The 17,855-nt window shown below is 67.4% G+C and carries 15 protein-coding genes; 9 read left to right on the top strand and 6 right to left on the bottom strand.

Features of this window, described 5'->3' with window-relative positions:
- Both JQ639_RS08125 and JQ639_RS08120 read left to right on the top strand, forming a co-directional pair.
- Positions 1-969 carry a hypothetical protein gene (locus JQ639_RS08125; protein ID WP_211965618.1) on the top strand — a complete coding sequence of 323 codons (969 nt, stop codon included), beginning with the start codon at positions 1-3 and terminating at the stop codon, positions 967-969.
- A 32-nt stretch (positions 970-1,001) separates the two neighbouring features.
- Positions 1,002-2,021, top strand: a complete 1,020-nt coding sequence (locus tag JQ639_RS08120; protein WP_211965617.1) for a cyclase family protein — start codon at positions 1,002-1,004, stop codon at positions 2,019-2,021.
- Between the two features lie 58 nt (positions 2,022-2,079).
- Here the strand turns inward: JQ639_RS08120 and JQ639_RS08115 are convergent, their stop codons facing one another.
- Positions 2,080-3,123 carry an alcohol dehydrogenase catalytic domain-containing protein gene (locus JQ639_RS08115; protein WP_211965616.1) on the bottom strand — a complete coding sequence of 348 codons (1,044 nt, stop codon included), beginning with the start codon at positions 3,121-3,123 and terminating at the stop codon, positions 2,080-2,082.
- Complete coding sequence (locus JQ639_RS08110) at positions 3,120-3,995, bottom strand: IclR family transcriptional regulator (RefSeq protein ID WP_211965615.1); 876 nt, start codon at positions 3,993-3,995, stop codon at positions 3,120-3,122. Before JQ639_RS08110 ends, JQ639_RS08115 begins: the two co-directional genes overlap by 4 nt.
- Before the next feature lie 249 nt (positions 3,996-4,244).
- On the opposite strand from JQ639_RS08110, the gene JQ639_RS08105 reads away from it, so the two are divergent.
- The 6 genes from JQ639_RS08105 to JQ639_RS08080 are packed head-to-tail and all read left to right on the top strand — an operon-like array spanning position 4,245 to position 11,694.
- Positions 4,245-5,072: an SDR family NAD(P)-dependent oxidoreductase gene (locus JQ639_RS08105; RefSeq protein WP_211965614.1), complete on the top strand. Its 828-nt coding sequence runs from the start codon at positions 4,245-4,247 to the stop codon at positions 5,070-5,072.
- A gap of 55 nt (positions 5,073-5,127) precedes the next feature.
- Positions 5,128-6,147 carry a TRAP transporter substrate-binding protein gene (locus tag JQ639_RS08100; protein ID WP_211965613.1) on the top strand — a complete coding sequence of 340 codons (1,020 nt, stop codon included), beginning with the start codon at positions 5,128-5,130 and terminating at the stop codon, positions 6,145-6,147.
- A gap of 35 nt (positions 6,148-6,182) precedes the next feature.
- The gene (locus JQ639_RS08095; RefSeq protein ID WP_371745064.1) at positions 6,183-8,024 is read left to right on the top strand and encodes a TRAP transporter large permease; all 1,842 of its coding nucleotides are present in this window, start codon (positions 6,183-6,185) and stop codon (positions 8,022-8,024) included.
- Positions 8,025-8,038: 14 nt separating this feature from the next.
- The gene (locus tag JQ639_RS08090; RefSeq protein WP_211965611.1) at positions 8,039-9,073 is read left to right on the top strand and encodes a cyclase family protein; all 1,035 of its coding nucleotides are present in this window, start codon (positions 8,039-8,041) and stop codon (positions 9,071-9,073) included.
- A gap of 3 nt (positions 9,074-9,076) precedes the next feature.
- Positions 9,077-9,949, top strand: coding sequence for a hypothetical protein (locus tag JQ639_RS08085; RefSeq protein ID WP_211965610.1), 873 nt, complete (start codon positions 9,077-9,079; stop codon positions 9,947-9,949).
- 5 nt (positions 9,950-9,954) lie between these two features.
- Positions 9,955-11,694 carry a thiamine pyrophosphate-binding protein gene (locus tag JQ639_RS08080; RefSeq protein ID WP_211966521.1) on the top strand — a complete coding sequence of 580 codons (1,740 nt, stop codon included), beginning with the start codon at positions 9,955-9,957 and terminating at the stop codon, positions 11,692-11,694.
- Between the two features lie 20 nt (positions 11,695-11,714).
- On the opposite strand, the gene JQ639_RS08075 is transcribed toward JQ639_RS08080, so the two are convergent.
- Both JQ639_RS08075 and JQ639_RS08070 read right to left on the bottom strand, forming a co-directional pair.
- On the bottom strand, positions 11,715-13,316 hold the full coding sequence (locus JQ639_RS08075) for an ABC-F family ATP-binding cassette domain-containing protein (RefSeq protein WP_211965609.1): 1,602 nt from the start codon (positions 13,314-13,316) through the stop codon (positions 11,715-11,717).
- A 361-nt stretch (positions 13,317-13,677) separates the two neighbouring features.
- Positions 13,678-13,890 (bottom strand): DAPG hydrolase family protein, encoded by a 213-nt coding sequence (locus tag JQ639_RS08070; RefSeq protein ID WP_211965608.1) that lies wholly within the window; start codon positions 13,888-13,890, stop codon positions 13,678-13,680.
- 212 nt (positions 13,891-14,102) lie between these two features.
- Here JQ639_RS08070 and JQ639_RS08065 point away from each other — a divergent pair, with 212 nt between their 5' ends.
- Entirely contained in the window at positions 14,103-15,062 is a 960-nt protein-coding gene (locus tag JQ639_RS08065; protein ID WP_211965607.1) for a SphA family protein, read from the top strand.
- A 207-nt stretch (positions 15,063-15,269) separates the two neighbouring features.
- Here JQ639_RS08065 and JQ639_RS08060 read toward each other — a convergent pair whose 3' ends face one another.
- Both JQ639_RS08060 and JQ639_RS08055 read right to left on the bottom strand, forming a co-directional pair.
- A complete protein-coding gene (locus JQ639_RS08060) occupies positions 15,270-16,874 on the bottom strand; it encodes an ATP-binding cassette domain-containing protein (RefSeq protein WP_211965606.1) in 1,605 nt (534 codons plus the stop codon).
- Positions 16,871-17,845: a branched-chain amino acid ABC transporter permease gene (locus JQ639_RS08055; RefSeq protein ID WP_211965605.1), complete on the bottom strand. Its 975-nt coding sequence runs from the start codon at positions 17,843-17,845 to the stop codon at positions 16,871-16,873. The genes JQ639_RS08060 and JQ639_RS08055 overlap by 4 nt, the downstream gene beginning before the upstream one ends.
- Positions 17,846-17,855 lie beyond the last annotated feature (10 nt).

Below are 17,855 nucleotides of genomic sequence, written 5' to 3'. Positions count from 1 at the left end.
ATGCGCATCCTGGCCTGGCTGGGTCGCCATGCGACCGCAGCGCTCGCGCTCGGCGTGTTCGTCGGGCTGTTGATCCCGCCGCTCGCGGAGTTGTTGCGCGGCGGGCTCACGGTGCTGGTGTTCCTGTTCACCGCGGTCTCGCTGCTCAAGATCGACGGTGCGACGTTCGCGCCGGTCCGGTCCCGGCCAGGATTGCCTTGTGCGATCATCGTGTGGTGCCTCGTCGTCGTCCCGCTGCTGGCGGGCGGCGCCTTGCGGTTGCTGGCGCTGCCCGAAGGCCTCTCTCAGGCGATCGTCATCTGGGCGTCATCGCCGCCGATGACGGCGGCCATCGTGTTTGCGGTTCTGCTCGGGCTCGATGTGCCACTCGCGACCGGCGTCGCGCTGATCAGCATCTTTGTGGTGCCGCTGATCGGTCCGGCGCTCTGTCTCATGCTGGCGGGGCTGCCGATCGGGATCGATGCGCCGGTCCTGATTGCGCGTGTCGGGGTGTTCATCGGACTGGCCGCCGGAGCGGCCTATGTGGTCCGCCGGCTTGCCGGCGGTGAACGCCTCCAGCGTCATGCCGATGCGCTCAACGGGCTCATCATCGTGACGTTGATCGCCTATGCCGCAGCGCTCACGGCGGGACTGGGAGATGCCTTTGCGGCACGGCCGGGACGCATCCTGGCATTCGTCGCCGCCGGCTTCGTCAGCAATGTTGCCGTCCAGATCGTCACGGCGTTCGCCTTCCTGAAGTTCGGCGCGACGCGCAGCGCGACCGCGGCGATGCTCGCCGGCAACCGCAACATGTCGATCCTGTGCGCCGGGCTCGGCGCTGCGATCACGCCGGATATCATGCTGTTCTTCGCGGTCAGCCATGTGGCGGTCTATACGCTGCCGTGGCTGCTGCGGGGCCTCTATGACAGGATTGGCGAGCGCGCAAAGTCGGCGATCGCCGGTGAGAAGATGCTGCCACGATCGGCCTGACTGGCCAGCGGCGCGTACAGATGAGGGAAGCCATGTCCATGCCACGCTGGAAGAAGCGCCCTGCCGGCGCCAACTGGGGCGATTTCGGAGCCGACGACCAGATCGGGCGGCTCAATCTGCTGACGCCGGAGCGCGTGAAGCGGGCGGCGGCGGAGGTGCGCGAGGGGCGTACGTTCTGCCTCAGCCTGCCGCTCGATTATCCCGGCGGGCAGGCGTTGGCGCCACATCGGTTCCCGCCGAAGCTGCAGCCGACCGTCCGCCACGGACGGACCTATTTCAACTACGCTTTCACCAACGAGGGCGCGCAGTATTCCGACTGTGGCTGCGATGACGCCGTGCTGCTGTGCACGCAGTACTCCACCCAGTGGGACAGTCTTGCGCACATCGGTCAGGCGTTCGACGCCGATGACGACGGCGTGGCCGAGTTCGTCTACTACAACGGTTACCGCGCCGGGATCGACGTGCGCCAGCCAGAGGCGCGCGTGGAAGGCGATGGCGGTGCCGCGCTCGGCATCGAGAACATGGCCTCAACCTGTGTCCAGGGGCGCGGCGTGATGGTGGATCTCGAGCGCCGGTTCGGTCGCGCGCGTTACCTCGTCGGTTATGACGATCTGATGCGGATCATCGAGGCCGACAGCGTCGAAGTCGAGGAGGGCGATATCCTCTGCCTGCACACGGGTTTTGCAGCGGCTGTCCTGCAGATGAACCGGACGCCCGATCCCGCGGTGCTGCATGATCTCTGTTGCGCGCTGGACGGCGCCGATCAGCGGTTGCTGCAGTGGATCACCGACAGTGGCGTCGCCGCGATCGCCGCCGACAACTATGCAGTGGAGGCGATCCCGGCGCGGGGCGGCGAGGGGCCGCGGCCATTCGTCCCGCTGCATGCCCACTGCCTGTTCAAGCTCGGCGTTCACCTCGGTGAGCTCTGGCATCTGTCGGAGCTGAACGCCTGGCTGCGGACCCATGGCCGCAGCCGCTTCCTGCTCACCGCGCCACCGCTGCGGCTGTCCGGCGCCGTCGGCTCGCCGGTGACGCCGGTGGCGACGGTCTAGCGGTTCTCGCCAGCATCGTTGGGGAGCGCGATGTTTGCTCCGACCGCCGGCGCTGCTGTCAGGGACGCAGCACGACCTTGCCGGCTTCGCCGGACGCGGCGAGCGCGAATGCGGCGTCGTAGTCGGCGAGCGGCAGGGTGTGGGTCAGCACCTGCGACAGCATTACGCCATGCGAGCGCAGCAGCGCTTCTGTCTGCAGCCAGGTCTGGTCGAGGCGTCGGCCATAGACGCCGCGCAGGGTGATCTCGCTGAGGATGACATGGCGGGTCATGTCGATGCTGAACGGGCGGTCGGGAAGGCTCGCGAAGACGATATCGCCGCCCCTGCGGGTCTGGGTCAGTGCATCCTGGAATGCCTGTTCGCTGCCCGAGGTCTCGATCACGACATCGAACTTGTCACGGACGAGACGCGCCGGCATCGCGTCGGCGAGCGACTGGCGTGCTGGATCGACGACGTCGTCGGCGCCGAGACGCTGCGCCAGTGTGCGGCGATAGGCGGCAAGATCGGTTGCGATGATCGCACCGGCACCATAGGCACGTGCCGCGGCGACGGCGAACAGGCCGATCGGGCCGCAGCCAACGATCAGCACATTGGCGCCCGTCACAGGGATTTCGGTGACGGCACGGACGGAAACGCCGAGCGGCTCCATCATGGTTGCGAATTCGACGGGAATGCCGTCCGGGACGACACGGAGCAGCGCGTCGGGGACGACAGTGTGGTCGGCGAAGCAGCCGAGCCCCATCCGGCTGAACAGCCTGAGGTTGTCGCAGGTGTGGCCGCGTCCCAGCCGGCATTGGTGGCAGTGGCCGCAGGGCAGGTGGGTCTCGGCGCTGACGATGTCGCCCTCGCGCACCCGCGTCACGCCGTCGCCGACGGCGACGACGGTGCCGCCGAACTCGTGCCCGAGGGCGGTCGGCGGCCGGTAGCTGCGCGCAGCCCAGTCGTTCCACTTGTAAATGTGCAGATCGGTGCCGCAGATCGAGGCGCTGTGAATCCTGACCAGCACGTCGTGCGGGCCGATGGCCGCGACCGGGTGATGGCGCAGGCCAAGACTGCGCGGCGCTGCAGCTTCCTTGAAGACCGAACGTGTCGAGAGGTTCATCGGGAACCTCCGCGGGTCGAGCGTTTCGCTTTGTGATCCTCGGGCGACGACACCTGGATGGCGTTGTCGGCAAAATCCGATTGCATCAGCGCGGCAAGCTCCGCCGCCTCGCGCTGCAGCAGTTGCACCACCTCCGGAATGCGCTCGCCGCGCAACCGCTCGGCGATTGCCGCGACACTCAGCGAGGCCAGCGGGCGCCCTTCGCCGTCGAGCACCGGTACTGCGATCGCGTTCATTCCGGGAATCACCCGCCCGTCGTTGAATGCGAAACCGTAGCGCCGCGTCTCGGTGACAAGCGTGCGCAGCAGGTCGGCGTCGAAGCGCGGGTAGTCCTCGAGCCAGTGGCGGTTGCCGGCGATCGCCGCGTCGATCTCGGCGTCGGACAGGAACGACAGCAGCGCGAGGCTGCCCGATCCGATGCCCAGTGGACGGCGGTGGCCGACCTCGAGAGAGAGTGTCCGGATCGGAAACGATCCGACCTCGCGGCCGATGCACACCGCGGACAGACCCTCGCGCACCGACACATATGCGGTGTCGGCCGTGATCCGCGCGATACGTTCGAGAAAGGGATAGGCCAGCGCGCCGACATGACGGTGGCGTGCGGTGGTCGCGAGCAGGCCCAGGCCGACGCCGAGGCGATAGCGACGCGTGCCCGCGTCCTGGGCGACGAAGCCGACATCGGTCAGTGCCCCGAGCAGGCGATGGACGGTTGCCTTGCCAAGTCCGGTGCGGCGGGCGACGTCGCTGAGCATGGCGCCGCGTTCGTCCTCGCCCACCAGCGCCGCCAGCAACTTCGCCGCGCGATCGATGGTCTTGACCGCCGCTGCGGTCTCGCCGCCGCGCTCGAGCGCTTCGTCTGCGATGAGTTCCATTATTCCTCCCTGTGACAGGTACATTTTTGAAACAGATGTCACGCCGGTCGGCGCGGCGAAAGCCTGTTTCCGCTGCATATGAACGGGATTTTCAAATCGACGATTTGACATCCCGTTTCAGCAGTGTAAGTGTTCCATATATTAAATATAACTGTTCCACAATACGGAACGATTTCGGGGAGTGAAACGATGTCGTCGGGGTGGCCCTCTGGCGCGACCGCTTCGCGCGAACACAGCGAGCCGGCCGGCATGGGTGGTGGCCAAACGCGGCCCCATGCGCATGCCCATGGCCGGTTTCGCGGCAAGGTCGCTGTCGTCTTCGGCGCTGGATCGTCGGGGGCCGGATGGGGCAACGGAAAGGCGGCGGCCACGCTCTATGCCCGGGAGGGCGCGATGGTCGTCGCGGTCGACGTGCAGGGAGCTGCGGCTGAAGAGACCCGCGACATCATCCGCGAAGAGGGCGGGCAATGCCTTGCGCTGCAGGCAGACGTGACGTCGAGCAGCGCTGTGGCCGACGTCGTTCGCGAGGCGGTCGATGCCCTCGGCACCATCGACATCCTGCACAACAATGTCGGCATCACCGACATGGCCGATGTGATCGAGGCCGGCGAGGACAGCTGGCGCCGGGTGATCGACACCAATCTCACCAGCGCGTTCCTGACCTGCAAGCATGTTCTGCCGATCATGCTGGAAAGAGGGCAGGGCGCCATCGTCAACGTCTCTTCGCTCGCCTCGATCCAGATCAACAGCTATCCCTATATTTCATATTATGCGGCAAAGGCGGGCCTCAATCATTTCACGCGCGCCATCGCGGTTCAGTATGCCGCCCGCGGCATTCGTGCCAATGCGGTGCTGCCTGGTGTGATCGATACCCCTCTCATTCGAACCCAGATCGCCGGCCGCTATGAAAGCACCGAAGCGATGCTCAGTGCGCGGCATGCGGCAAGTCCGATGGGGCGTATGGGGGACGCGTGGGACGTCGCTCGCGCCGCGCTTTTCCTGGCCTCGGACGAGGCTGCATACATCACCGGAGTCTGTTTGCCCGTCGACGGCGGCAAGAGCTGCGTCGGGCGCTGAATTTCATACGACGACAACGATCGGCGTAACGCCGACGCATTTCATGGAGGAAGCCATGCTCAAGTTGAGCCGTCGAACACTGCTCACGGCGGTCGGGGCGGGGATGATTGCGAGCCCCGCTATCCGGCTCAGGCGGGCGCACGCCGCCGAGTTCACCTACAAGTATGCCGGCAACGTCAACGCCGAGCATCCGCTGACGCGCAACATCACGATCGCCGCCGACAAGATCCGCGACCAGACCGCCGGACGGGTCGAAATCCAGATCTTCCCCAACAGTCAGCTCGGTTCGGAAATGGACATGCTGACCCAGGTCCGAACCGGGGCAATCGAATTCTACACCATCTCCGGGCTGGTGCTGGCGTCGCTGGTGCCGATCGCCTCGATCAACGGCATTGGCTTCGCTTTTCCCGACTATCCCGACGTCTGGCGCGCGATGGACGGCAAGCTCGGGGCGCATGTCCGCGCGGCGATCGACAAGTTTGGCGTCGTGACCTTCGGTCGGATCTGGAGCGGAGGCTATCGCCAGGTGACGTCGAGCGTGAAGCCGGTGCGCACGCCGGCCGATCTGCAGGGGCTCAAGATCCGCGTGCCGGTCAGCCCGCTTTGGACATCGATGTTCAAGGCGTTCGGCGCCGCGCCGGTCAGCATCAACTGGGGCGAAGTGTATTCGTCGCTGCAGACGCGGGTGGTCGATGGGCAGGAGACGCCGCTGGTCAGCATCGAGAGCGCCAAGCTCTATGAGGTCCAGAAATATTGCTCGCTCACCAACCACATGTGGGACGGCTTCTGGTTCCTCGCCAACCGGCGTGCGCTCGATCGTCTGCCGCCGAACCTGCGCGAGACCGTCGTCGGCGTGATCGATGACCAGGCGGTCGCGCAGCGTGCCGAAGTGGAGCGGTTGAACAGGAATCTGCAGGAGACGCTGACCCGCCTCGGGCTCGTCTTCAACAGTACGGAGCCGGAGCCGTTCCAGGAAGCGCTGCGCAAGGGTGGCTTCTATGAGGAGTGGAAGGGCCGTTATGGCGAGGCGGCATGGTCGCTGCTCGAGGAAAGCGCCGGAAGGAAGCTGTCATGACCGTCGCCGAGCAGGTGCCGCATGCCCATGCGCAGATGATCTCCGGTGGAGTTGCGCCGCGGCTGCGGGACATCGAGAACGTCCTCTCCCGGATCGTTGCCGCTCTCGCTGGCGGACTGGTTCTGGTCGAAGGCGTGATTCTGCTCGCCGGCATCGTGGCGCGGTATGTCTTTCACGCGCCCCTCCTGTGGTCGGATGAACTGGCCTCGATCCTGTTCACCTGGCTTGCGCTGCTGGGTGCGGCCATGGCGTTTCGCCGCGGCGAGCACATGCGGATGACGGCGGTGATCGCCCGAGTGCCGCCGGCGGCGCGTCAGTTTCTCGACCTGCTGGCGACGGCGCTCGCGACCGCCTTCCTGTTTCTCATCCTTCCCGCGGCGGTCGAGCTCGCGCAGGAGGAAGCGCTGATGCTGACGCCGGCCATGGAAATGTCCGGGGCCTGGCGCGCTGCCGCGCTGCCGGTCGGCGTCGCCGTCATGGCGATATTCGGCGTGCTGCGTCTCGCACAGGCTGTGGACCGGCGCCGCGCCATCACGGCAGCGCTGATGACCATTGCCGCTGTCGCGCTGGTCGGCGCCTGTGCGCCGCTGTTCGCCGGCTTTGGCTATTTCAATCTGCTGATCTTCTTCGTCGGCTTCGTGTTTGCCATGGTGTTCGGCGGGGTGCCGATCGCCTTCGCCTTTGGCCTCGCCACCTTCGGCTATGTCTCGGTCGCCACCCATGCGCCGATGCTGGTGGTCGTCAGCCGCATCAACGAGGGCATGGGGCACCTGATCCTGCTGTCGGTGCCGCTGTTCGTGCTGCTCGGCATGATGATCGAAATGACGGGCATGGCGCGTGCCATGGTCCAGTTCCTGGCGAGCCTGCTGGGGCATGTGCGCGGCGGCCTGTCCTATGTGCTGGTTGGCGCGATGTACCTGGTGTCCGGCATCTCGGGTGCCAAGGCCGCCGACATGGCGGCGGTGGCGCCGGTGCTGTTTCCGGAAATGAAGGCGCGCGGTGCCAGGCCCGGCGATCTGGTGGCGTTGTTGGCGGCGACCGGCGCGCAGACCGAAACCGTGCCGCCCAGCCTTGTTCTGATCACGCTCGGCTCGGTGACCGGCATTTCGATCGCCGCGCTGTTCACCGGCGGTCTGCTGCCCGCGCTGGTGCTGGCGGTGACGCTGTGCCTGACCGTTGCCTGGCGCTATCGCCGCGAGGATCTGTCGGGCGTGGTGCGTCCGTCGCGGCGGGAAATCGGGCGCGCCTTCGTGGTCGCGCTGCCGGCGCTGGCACTGCCGTTCGTGATCCGAGCCGCGGTCATGGAAGGCATCGCCACCGCGACCGAGGTCTCGACCATCGGCATTGTCTATGCAGCGCTGGTCGGGATGCTGATCTATCGGCAGTTCTCCTGGCGGCAGCTGCTGCCCAGGCTGGTGGAGACGGCAGTGCTGTCCGGCGCCATTCTCTTCATTATCGGCACCGCCACGGCGATGGGCTGGGCGCTGACCCAGTCGGGTTTCTCGCAGACGCTGACGAAGGCGATGGCCGGCCTGTCCGGCGGCGCCGCGGTCTTCATGGCGGTGTCGGTGCTGGTGTTCATCGTGCTCGGCAGCGTGCTGGAGGGCATTCCCGCAATCGTGCTGTTCGGACCCCTGCTGTTTCCGGTGGCGCGGCAGCTCGGCATTCATGAGGTGCACTATGCCATGGTCGCCATCCTCGCGATGGGGCTCGGCCTGTTCGCCCCGCCGTTCGGCGTTGGCTACTACGCCGCCTGCGCCATCGGGCGCGTCGCGCCTGACGAAGGCATGCGGGCGATCTGGGGATACCTGCTGGCGCTGTTCGCGGGTATCGTGCTGGTCGCGTGCGTGCCCTGGATCTCCATTGGCTTCCTGTGAGACGGGACGTGCACATGATCGACGATAGGCAGCGCGTGACGGCGCGGCGCTGGGTCCATCGGCCGGCGGGCTCGAACTGGGGCGAGTTCGGGGACGACGACCAGCTCGGCCGTCTCAACCTCATCACGACCCACAAGGTGCGGGAAGGGCTCGCGGAAGCGCGGGAAGGGCTCACATTCTGCCTCAGCCTGCCGCTCGACTATCCCGGCGGGCGCGCGCTCGCGCCGCATCGTTTTCCGCCGCAGCGGATGTCGACCGAGCGACATGGCGAGCGCTACTTCAACTATCGCTTCACGCACGAAGGGGCGCAGTTTTGCGACTGTGGGTGTGACGACGCCGTCCTGCTGTGCACCCAGTATTCGACGCAGTGGGACAGCCTCGCCCATATCGGTGCGTTGTTCGATGCCGATGGCGATGGTGTCGCCGAGCCGGTCTACTACAACGGCTTCCGCGCGGAAGCCGATGTCGTGGCGCCGGAAACCGCAGCTGTGGCGAGTGCGCTCGGTGTCGAGCACATGGCGGAGCGTTGCGTCCAGGGCCGGGGCGTGCTGGTGGACCTCGCGCATCACCTCGGTCACGGCCGCACGCTGGTCGGTTATGACACGCTGATGCGGGTGATGGACGCCGATCGCATCGAGGTCGCCCCCGGCGACGTGCTCTGCCTGCACACCGGTTTTGCCGAAGTCGTGCTGGAGATGAACCGCGATCCCGACCCGGCTGTTCTGCACAATGCCTGCGCGGCGCTGGACGGCGCGGATGAGCGGCTGCTGCAGTGGATCACCGATTGCGGCGTTGCCGCGATCGCGGCCGACAACTATGCGGTCGAAGCCATTCCGGCGCGCGGTCCGGAGCGTGGCGCGCGGCCGTTCGTGCCGCTGCACCATCACTGCCTGTTCAAGCTGGGCATCCCTCTCGGCGAGCTCTGGTACTTGAGCGCACTCGCCCGCTGGCTCCGTGAGCATCAGCGTTCGCGCTTTCTGTTGACCGCACCGCCGCTGCGCCTGCCTGGCGCGGTAGGATCTCCGGTCACACCCGTGGCGACGGTGTAGGCCATGGCGGGAATCGTGCTCGACAGCATCACCGAGCTGCCGCCCGATGTCGCGGGGCGCCCGGTTGTCGCGGCCTCCCATGGCGGGATCTATTCGGCGCGTTGTGCGCTTGGCGCAGCCGCGGGCGGGGTGATCTTCTGTGACGCCGGTATCGGCCGCGAGCAGGCGGGTGTCGCCGGCCTCGCCCTGCTCGATGCCCATGGCATCCCGGCGGCGGCGGTCAGTCACGCTTCGGCGCGGATCGGCGACGGGGCGGACTGTCTCGCGCGCGGTGTGCTGTCGGTGGTGAATGAGGCGGCCCGTCGGTGTGGCCTTCGCGAGGGCATGCGCGCTGCCACGGCATTCGCCCTTCTGCAGGATATGCCGGCGTGGTCTCGAGATGGAGGCGATCGCCGGGCCGATGGTCGGTCGGCATCCATCAATGGTGCCGGCAATGGCTGTGGGAGCGAAGTACGGTTCGCGATGGCCGAGTTCCTTCCGGTGCCGGTGGTGACGATCGATTCCAATTCGCTGGTCACCCCCGCAGATGCCGAGGCCATCGTGCTGACCGGCTCCCATGGCGCGCTGCTGGGCGGTCGCAGCGCCTCCGCCATCAAGCACCGCGTGTTTGCGGTGGTCTACAACGATGCCGACGTCGGCGCCGATGGCGCCGGCATTTCCCGCCTCGGCGCGCTCGACGCGCTCGGCATTCCCGCCGCCACGGTCAGCGCGTGGAGCGCCCGCATCGGCGACGGCCGCTCGACCCTGGCGGATGGTTTCATCACCCATGTCAACCGCAGCGCCGCGGCGATTGGCGGTGAGCGTGGCATTTCGAGCGCGGCTTTCGTCAGCCGCCTCGCGGAAGTCTGGATCGACACGAAAAGGAGTGAACCGTGAACGTGATGCAGATCGATACGTCCCTGACCATGACCGGCGGCCGTGCGCTTGGCGAAATGCTCAAGCTGCATGAGGTCGAAGTGTTGTTCGGGATGGGTGGGTTTCAGCTGCTCCCCTACTATGAATCCTGTCGTGTGCTGGGATTGCGGCATGCACTGATCAATGACGAGCGTGCCGGGGTGTTTGCAGCCGACGCTTATGCCCGTGTCACCAACCGGCCGGCGGTCGTCGATGCGACGCTCGGCCCGGGGGCGACCAATCTGGTCACGGGTCTTGCCGAGGCGCTCAACGCCGGCATCCCGATGATCGCGATCACCGGCGACACCAATCGGGAGCATTCCTGGAAGAACATGACCCAGGAGGCGCACCAGGTCGAGGTGTTGCGGCCCGTGGTCAAGGAGGTGATCCGCATCGAGATGCCGCGGCGCATTCCGGAGCTCGTCCGCCGCGCCTTCGCGATCGCGACGTCGGGGCGCCCGGGGCCGGTGCTGATCGACATCCCCGAGGACGTCGCCCACGCCGAGGTGGCGTTCGATGCCACCGATTTCTGGGTCGATACGGGCACCTTGACGGCGCAGGCGCGACGGTCGCGTCCCGACGGAGCGGAACTTGCGCGTGCGGTGGAGAAGCTCGCGCGGGCCGAGCGGCCACTGATCCTTGCTGGCGGCGGGGTGCACATTTCCGGCGCATATGCGGCGCTGCAGGCTCTGGCGGAAGGGCAGGGTATTCCCGTCGCGCACACCATGTCGGGCAAGGGCGCGATCGCCTGCAACCATCCGCTGTCGGCGAGCCTGTTCGGGCGTTACTCGCGTATCGCCAACGAACTGGTCGAGACCTCCGACTGCCTTCTGGTCGTCGGCTGCAAGCTCGGTGAGGTCGCGACGAAGCGATTCCAGTTGATCGGCCCGGCCAAGACGGTGATCCATGTCGATATCCTTGCCGAGGAAATCGGCCGCACCACACGCACGGCGATCGCGCTCGCCGGCGATGCGCGGCTGACGCTCGAGGATCTGTCCGCCGCACTCGGCGACGGCGGCCAGCGGCGCGCCCGTCGTGCGGATTATCTGGCCGAGATCCCGCGGCGGATGGCGGAGTGGCGTGTGGGGGCGGCCGATCGGCTGGAGTCGCGGGAGACGCCGATCAACATCGGCCGTCTGATGGGCGAGTTGAACGCGGTGATGCCCGAAGATGCCATTCTGGTTGCCGATGGCGGTTTCGCTGCCCACTGGGGTGGCCTGCTGTTCGATACCAAACGCGCCGGGCGTGGCTTTGTCGCCGACCGCGGCTTCGCCTCGATCGGCTATGGCGTTCCCGGCGGGCTTGGCGCCCAGCTCGGGGCGGGCGCGTCGCGCCGGGTGATCGCGATGACCGGCGACGGCGGCTTCAACATGTCGATGGGCGAGCTCGAAACCGCCCGCCGTCTTGGCGCCAACTTCATCACCTGCGTCTTCAACAACGCCGCATCCGGCTATGTGAAGGCGCTGCAGCATGCGGTCTATGGACCCGGCAGCTATCAGTCGTCCGATCTCGTCGAGATGGACTACGCCGCGATCGCGCGCGCCATGGGCTGTCATGGCATTCGCGTGACCGATCCGGAGCAGTTGCGGCCCGCATTGCTCGATGCGCTGGCGACGACCAGCCGGCCGACGGTGCTCGACATTGTCGTCACCCGGGATCCGGCGCGCATGCTCCCCGGCGTCGACAACCGCACGCTCAGGGTCAACAAGGGCGACCGGCCGGTCTGAGCCTCGCGGGCGGGCTGCGGCTAGCGGTTGCCGCCGCCCGCGGCTGCAAGATCGATTCGTTGCTCGATGCCGATGGCGTCGAGGAACAGCTCGTCGTGGCTGACGACCACCAGCGCGCCGTCGTAGGCGGTGAGGGCGGCTTCGACGGCTTCGATGGACGCGATATCGAGGTGGTTGGTTGGCTCGTCGAGGACCAGAAGCGGCGGCGGATGCTGGCGGCCGAGCACGCAGGCAAGCGCTGCGCGCAGGCGTTGCCCGCCGCTTAACGTGCCGACGATCTGCAGCGCGGCATCGGCGCGGAACAGGAAATTCGCGAGCATCGCACGGCACGCATTGTGGCCGGCTAGCGGATTGAGACGCATGAAATTGTCGGCGATCGAGGCCTGCGCGTCCAGCACGTCGACGTGCTGGTCGAGCATGGCCATGTCGACGGCAACGCACACGCGGCCATGCGAGGGCTGCAGCTGGCCTGTGATCAGCCGCAGCAGGCTGCTCTTGCCCGCGCCGTTCGGACCGGTCACGGCGATGCGGCGCGGTCCGGTGATGGTGAACGACAGGTCGTGGATGACGGGCGGCGCGCCATCATAGCTGGCCGTGACGCGATCGAGCGTGAGGACCGTGCGGCTGGCCGCAAGCCCGGTGGATGCGAGCGTGATGGCGAGTGGCCGCAGGATCTCGATACGGGCGCGCGCGGTGGTGGCGGCCTCCAGCGCGTCGGTGCGCTGGCGGTTGGCGAGCCGCACGCCGTCGCCCGTGCTGGCCTCGGCCCGGCTCTTGCGCGCGCCGAGCAGGATTTTGGGCAGATCGCCGCGCGCCCCCTTGCGCGCTCCGGCGCTGCTGCGCCGGTCGCGCCGTTCGGCCGCGATGCGGGCGTGGCGATCGGCTTCAGCCATTGTCTTTTCAGCGTGGGCAAGGTCGTGTTCGGCGGCCCGCAGCTCGACGGCCTTGCGTTCGCGATACTGCGTCCAGTTGCCGCCATAACGCGCCGCGCCAAGCGACGTCAGCTCGACGATGACGTCCATTTCATCCAGCAGCCCGCGATCATGGCTGACGACGACGGCGCCGCCGCGCCAACTGGCGATGAGGTCGATCACCGCCTGCCGCCCGGGGCGGTCGAGGTTGTTGGTCGGCTCGTCGAGCAGCAGCATGTCCGGCGCGGCGAGCACCAGCGCGGCAAGGCTCGCCCGCGTGGTTTGGCCGCCGGAGAGCGCCGCCAGCGCGGTGTCGAGCGGGATGGTGAGGCCGACGTCCGCGAGCGCGGTCGCGATGCGTTCGTCCAGCGACCAGTCGACGTCGGCGAGCTCTTCGGCCGTGGCATGGCCATGCGCGGCGCGGGCGAGCACCGTCAACGCCTGCCGTGCACCGAACAGGTCCGCGACCGACGCGCCGGAAGGCGGCTGAACGGTCTGCCGGAGCAGACCGACGGTTCCGGCGATCGACACGGTGCCGGCGCGCGGCGGCAGGTCACCGGCCATCGTCGCGAGCAGCAGCGATTTGCCGATGCCGTTGCGGCCGACGATGCCGGTCCGCTCGGGTCCGAAGCTCAGATTGATGTCGCTGAGAAGGGCTCTGCCGTCAGGCGTGGACAGGCCGACGTGCGATAGAACGATGGAGGCTGGCATGCGCTTGGAAATCCCCGTGGGCAAGGCTGGTCGGCATTGCTGTCGGGTTGAAATCCATGGCTGCGAAAGTCCTCTGAGGTTGTCTTCGTCGCCTGATTAGTCACGATCGGCGCGGAGATCAAGCATTGCGGCGGCGGATGCCGGCCGCGATGAAGGTGATCATGCCGCGGTATTGCGGCGGTACAGTGTCGGCAGGAGCGCGCCAATGTGCGGCGGCACAGGATCGAGTGCGCCGAGCCCGAAGCGCGAGCGCATCGCCGCAGCCTGAATAGCGTCGGACCGCCGCCAAAATACTCGTGCGCGATATGCGTGCCGCCGACATAGCGGCCGGTGCCGCGCTCGCCGATCCATCCCACTACTTTTATTGCTCGGTGGTGTGGACATAGCCGAGCCACCATTCGGCCATCGCTGCCGTGCCGCCGATCATGTGGGCGCGCGCCGCGACATGCGCGCGGCCGTCGTCGTGACGGATCCAGTCGCTCTCGAACCGCGAGATCGCTGCGTCGAGCAGTTGGTTGGCATCGGCAAATCGCATGCAGGGCCCTTCGGTGGTGAGGAAGGCGTTGGGCGTCATCGGGTGCCAACGTGATCGTGAACCGCAATGTGATACAATTGAATTGCAATGTGATTATTGGGCAACAGCCGCGGGGAATCCGGCGGCGCCGGCCGCTGCGGTATTGTTGTGTGTATCGATATTCAGTACGAGTGTACCGCTATACAATAATCACTCGGGGGAAATCAATGACTGCTTTACGGCGGACGGCCGCGGCATGCGCGGCGTCAGGGATGGTTGCTGCGCTGAGCAATGGTGTGGCGCATGCGTATGAGTTCGGTTCTTCCGGCTGGGCGCAGAAGCCCGGTCTCACGCTCGGCGCCGCCACGGCCGGTGCACCGCCGCCCGGTGTCTACATGTTCCAGCAGTTCGGCACTTATCAGGCGTCGCTGGTCGGGCCCGGTGCGCCCAACGTCGGCGGTGCGCAGACCAGGGTCCAGATCGCGGCGGAAGCGACCGGCTTCGTGTTCGTGCCCGGCTGGTCGTTCCTGGGCGCGACCTACAACGCGGTGCTGGTGCAGCCCGCGCTCATGGCTGGCATCGGATCGCCCATCAGCATCAGTTCCGCCGGATTGCACAACACCTATATCGTTCCGGTCGAGCTGAGCTGGAAGCTCGGCGACAGCGGCTTCTTCGTCAAGGCGGGGCTTGGCATGTACGCGCCGGATGGCTCGACCAGCGGGGCGAACGGGCTCGGCAATGTCGGCAATCCGTGGTGGACGTTCCAGCCGGAGTTCATCGTCTCCTACCTGAAGGATGGCTGGAATCTGACGGCAAACCTGTTCTACGAGACCAATACCCGCAGCACCGTCACCAACTACAAGAGCGGTGACGTCCTGCACGCCGAGTTCACCGCCACCCGGACCATCGACCGCTGGAGGGTCGGGCCGGTCGGATACTACGTCGGACAGGTGACCAACGATCAGTCGAGCGCGTTCTACAACGGCGCGATCAACGTCAACCGCTACAATTTGTGGGCTGCCGGTCTGCTGGTCGGTTATGATTTCGGTCCGGCGACCCTCAATGTCTGGGCCTTGAACGAGTTCTCCGCACATGCCTCTGGCGGCACGGCCGCGCCGGGCCAGGATGCGGCGAGCATCACCAGAGGCTATTCGGTCTTCGCCCAGGTGAGCTTTCGCCTGTGGGCGCCCGACGAGCCGGCGCCGCTCGCGCGGCCGCTGATCCGCAAATAACACCCACAGCACGTCCTTGAGCATTCGCCGCGTTTTCCCTCCAGGTTTCGCGGCGGATGTTTCTTTTCGTGGTCAAGACATCATCATGGCCACCGTGATACGGCCGCGCGATGCGACGATCACGCCGCGACGACGGACTTGCTTCTCCGAATAATGCTGATGCCAGTGATGGCGCGGCTGCGCGCCGGCAACCGAGCCGCGCCGATGTCAGCCGGCCGCGTGCTGGTCCGCGTGCTCGGCTGCGCCGATATAGATGTGCCGGAGCCTGGGATCGGCGGCGATCTCGCGCGGCGTTCCCGTCAACGCGAAACGGCCTTGTTCGAGCACGTGGGCGCGGTCGGCGAGCGCCAGTGCCCGCTCGATGTCCTGCTCGATCACGATCAGCGTCATGCGGGCCTGCTTCAGCAGCGCCAGCGCCTCGTACAGCCTGTCCATGACGATCGGTGCAAGGCCGAGGCTGATCTCGTCGAAGATCACAAGGCGCGGCTGCGCCATCAGCGCCCGCCCGATCGCCAGCATCTGCTGCTGGCCGCCGGACATCGCCGTGCCGCCTTGCGTCCTGCGCTCGGCGAGGACGGGAAAGAGATCGTAGACGGCGGCGAGCCGCGCGCGGGCGGTGGTGCGGTCGACATGGCGGGCGGCGATCAGCAGATTGTCCTGCACGGACAGCGTCGGAAAGATGCGGCGCCCCTCCATGCAGTGGGCGATGCCATGGCTGGCGATGCGATGCGGCGGCTGCCCGGTGATATCCGCGCCGTCGATCCGCAGCGTTCCGGCCGATGGCGCGATGGCGCCGCTGATGACGCGCGCGAGCGTCGTCTTGCCGGCGCCGTTGGCGCCGAGGATCGCGATGGTCTCGCCGGGCATGGCGGTCAGGTCGATGCCCTGCAGCACCTGCGCCTGGCCGTAGCCGGCGCGGATGCCGGCGAGCGCGAGCAGCGGCGTACCGGCAGATGAAGCTGTCGTCGGGGCGGTCAGCGGCGCCAGCACCCGTGCCTCCGCGTCCGGTGCGGCGAGGTGGACGTCGTCGCCGGCGGCGGTCACCGCGGTCTCGTTGGTCGTGCCCTGGCGGGCGCCGCTGCTGCCGAGATAGACCGCGGCAACCTTGTCATTGCCGAGCACCTCGTCGGTCGGCCCCTCGATCAGCATCTTGCCGAAATCGAGCACCAGCGATCGCCCGCAACAGGCGCGGACGACCCGCAGCACATGCTCGACGATCAGGATCGCGGTGTGGTCGTCGCGGATGGACTGGATCAACGCGATCAGCTCGCTGATCTCACTGTCGACGAGGCCGGCGCCGACTTCGTCGAGCAGCACGATGCGCGGCTTCAGCGCCAGCGCGCGCGCGACTTCGAGGCGCTTGCGTCGCAGCAGCGGCAGGCTGTTCGCCGGACGCGTCGCGACGTCGAGAAGCCCGGTGCGCGCGAGCAGGGCTTCGCGCTCCTCGCGCGCGGTCTCGGCGCGGATGAACGGGGCGACGGAATACTGCGCGACTGCCAGATTGTCGGCGACCGTCATGTCGAGGAATGGGCGCGGGATCTGGTAGGTGCGGCCGATGCCCGCGCGCGCCCGCTCCGCGGCGGGCAGCCGCGTGACGTCGCGGCCGTCGAGATGAATGGTGCCTGCGCTCGGGGCGAGCGCGCCGCCGATCAGGCCGATCAGCGTCGACTTGCCGGCGCCGTTGGGACCGATGACGCCGGTGATGGTGCCCGGACGCAGGACGAGATCGACCTGGTCGATGGCGACGAGGCCGCCATAGCGCTTGACGAGGCCACGGGCGACGAGAAGGGGCGCAGCTTCCAGCGTTGTCATGGTGTGGCTCGCGAAGGGAGGGCCCGTTCGGCAAGGCCGACAAGGCCATGGGGCGCGAAGCGGATCAGGACAATCAGGATGGCGCCGGTGATGGCGACATGCAGTTCGGGATAGTCAGCGAGGGCTTCGCCGACGGCGACCACGAGCACCGCGCCGACCAGCGGGCCGAGCCGGCGGCCGACGCCGCCGATGACCACCATCGACAGCACGTCGATCGACCATTGCAGCCCGAACATGCCGTAGGGCTCGATCGCGCCGAGCTTGACCGCCTGCAGGCCGCCGGCCATGGCGGTCAGCGCGCTCGCCAGCATGAAGGCCGCGAGCTTGACGCGGAAGGTGCGCACGCCCAGCTGCGCCGCCGCATCGGCGTCGTCGCGCACGGCATGCATGATCACGGCGGCGCGGCTGCGCCCGCACAGCGTGGCGGCGAGCGAGGCGATCACCGCGAGCGTCAGCGCGTAGCGGAACAGGACGGGCAGGGCCGGCGGATCGTCGCGCAGGATCAGCCCGGTGGCGCCGCCGAACGCCGGGACGTTGATCATGGTCAGCCGCAGCAGTTCGGCCAGCGCCAGCGTTCCGACGGTGAAGTACAGGCCGCGCAGGCGGAACAGCGCCGGCGACACCAGCGCGGCAAGCGCGCTGCCAGCCACGGCGCAAGCCGCAAAGGCGAGCGGCAGCGGCAGGTCGAGATGGTTGAGCAGGCCGAACGCGACATAGCCGCCGAGCCCGACGAAGCAGGAGGTGCCGAGCGAGACGAGGCCGACCGAACCGGCCATCAGGTTCCAGCCCTGCGCCAGCACCAGGAAGATGCCGATACGAAAGCCGAGCTGCAGCCAGTGGTCACCGGCGATCGCGGGCGCGAACCACAGCGCGATCCCGGCGACGGCGAGCACGGCGATTTCGAGGGAGCCGTGCGAGGCCGAGGTCGACCACGCAAGAGCGGGACGGGCGGAGGCAGTTGAGGAGATCATGGGGGATGCC

The organism is Bradyrhizobium sp. U87765 SZCCT0048, from assembly GCF_018131225.1.
Taxonomy (GTDB): Bacteria; Pseudomonadota; Alphaproteobacteria; order Rhizobiales; family Xanthobacteraceae; genus Bradyrhizobium_A.
The sequence above is the reverse complement of the archived record's forward strand: the minus strand, read 5'-3'. Positions and strand labels throughout refer to the sequence as shown.